Annotated in this window: 2 protein-coding genes; both read right to left on the bottom strand. The window is 35.6% G+C overall.

Features of this window, described 5'->3' with window-relative positions; translation table 11 throughout:
- Nucleotides 1–713, bottom strand: a 713-nt coding sequence (locus tag WBN20_RS03025; RefSeq protein ID WP_424280654.1) for a PLP-dependent cysteine synthase family protein, incomplete at its 3' end; no start/stop codon positions are given.
- Nucleotides 714–780: 67 nt separating this feature from the next.
- The coding region (locus WBN20_RS03030; RefSeq protein ID WP_424280655.1) for a S9 family peptidase at nt 781–2,435 on the bottom strand (1,655 nt) is incomplete at its 5' end.

Here is a 2,435-nt window from a genome sequence, read left to right on the forward strand (position 1 = left end):
AGACCTTCTATTCGATAGGGATATATTTCATCATTATCGAATTCCCCGGTTTCGTGAAACTTTTTCAAAACAGATCCATAGGCGTCAACTCCTATTATCCTAATATTCGGATTTTGCTCTTTTAAAAATCGGGCAGTACCAGAAATAGTACCACCTGTGCCACTACAGGCAATTAGGTGCGTTATATTACCATTTGTTTGTTCCCATATTTCAGGACCGGTAGTTTTATAATGCGCTAAAATATTTAATGAATTAAAATATTGATTGATATAGACAGATCCCTTAATTTCTTCATGTAAGCGTTTTGCAACCTGATAATAGGACCTGGGATCATCCGCACTTACGTGAGCAGGACACACATACACTTTTGCGCCCATGGAACGCAGCATATCAATTTTATCCTTAGAAGACTTTGAGCTTACAGCCAATACACATTCGTAGCCTTTTATAATACTTACCATGGCAATACTAAAACCTGTATTTCCGGAAGTAGTCTCTATAATTGTATTCCCAGGCTCAAGAACGCCGCTCTTCTCGGCTTCATCAATAATATATGAAGCTATCCTATCCTTAGAGGAGTGGCCCGGATTGAAGGCTTCAATCTTTGCATAAAAATTCCCCTTGAGTGGTTCAGCAATCTGATTTAGCTTAACGAGTGGGGTGTTTCCTATTAAATCAAGGATTGAATTGTGAGCATTTATCTTATTTTCCATAAAGAAAGGTTAAGTCGATAAATCTTTTTAATAGATTAAATCTGCCGACAAAATTACTATTTTTTTTTTATTTAGCCGTTTTACCTTCTAAATCTATTAGAAAACTATATTCTTTGGCAGTTTCTTTCAATGCTTCAAATCTTCCTGAGGCACCACCATGACCAGCATCCATGTTGGTATAAAGAAAGAGTTCATTCTTATCTGTTTTAAAAGCCCTAAGTTTTGCCACCCATTTAGCTGGTTCCCAATATTGTACCTGAGAATCATGTAATCCAGTGGTTACCAACATATTAGGGTAATCTTGTGCGATAACATTATCATATGGGGAGTAAGATTTCATATAATCATAGTACTCTTTCTTATTTGGATCACCCCATTCATCAAATTCTCCAGTAGTTAACGGTATTGAATCATCTAGCATTGTTGTAATAACATCTACAAAAGGAACGGCCGCTATAACCCCGTTATAAAGATCAGGAGCCATATTAACTATTGCACCCATAAGTAAACCGCCTGCAGAACCACCATAGGCGTATAAATGATCCTTACTGGTGTATTTTTTTTCAATCAAAAATTGAGAACAATCAATAAAATCTGTGAAGGTATTTTTCTTGTTCAGGAGTTTTCCGTCTTCATACCAAGGCCTGCCCAGATATTCTCCACCCCGCACATGTGCAATAGCGTATACAAAGCCTCTATCTAAAAGGCTTAACCTTGCAGTTGAAAAATATGGATCTGAAGTACTTCCATATGAACCGTAGCCATATTGTAAAAGTGGGCTATTACCATCTAATTTAGTGTCTTTGTGATAAATCAAAGAGATAGGCACTTTTGCGCCATCGCGGGCATTTGCCCATATTCGTTCCGAACGATAATTTGCTTTGTCAAATTTACCTCCTAATACTTCTTGTTCCTTTTTTATTTCTTTCACCTTAGTACTCATGTTGAAATCAATAATAGCATAAGGCGAAGTCATTGAATTGAATACGTAACGAAAAATATCCGTATCAAAATCTGGATTCACATAAGGGTATGCTACATAAGTTTCATTATCAAATGGAATGTGGTAGCTCTCAGAATCATCCCATTTCGTGATCTTTAGCTTACTTAGGCCGTTGTCACGCTCTGTGAGGACATAGTAATCTTTAAATATTTCAATATCTTCCAGGAGAATATCGGGACTGTGTGGAATAAATTCTTCCCAATTTTCAGAAGATGTATTTTTCTCATCAACCTTCATTAATTTAAAATTGGTTGCCTTATCTCTATTAGTAAGTATATAAAAATTGTTTTCAAAATGATAAATAGAATACTCCAACCCTATTTCTCTTTTCGAAAATAGTTTAAAATCCCCGTTGGGGTTGTCAGCATTAAGTACTTGAAATTCAGATGTTAGGGTACTATATGAACCAATGATTATATATTTTTTGGATTTTGATTTGTAAACAAACGTATTGAAGGTATCATCCTGCTCATGAAATACTAATTCATCTTCTTCAACCGGCTGGCCCAAAATATGCTTGTATATCTTATCAGATCGCAACGTTAACGGATCTTTCTTTGTATAAAATAAAGTTTTATTGTCATTCGCCCAGACTGCACTTCCTGTAGTATTATCTATCTTATCCTTATAAATTTGACCTGTTTCAAGGTTTTTTATCTGAATGTGGTATTGTCTTCTGCTTATTGTATCCGTTCCAAATGCAGCAAGTTTGTTATCCG

Origin of the sequence: Eudoraea sp., assembly GCF_049665975.1 — a bacterium.
Lineage (GTDB): Bacteria > Bacteroidota > Bacteroidia > Flavobacteriales > Flavobacteriaceae > Eudoraea.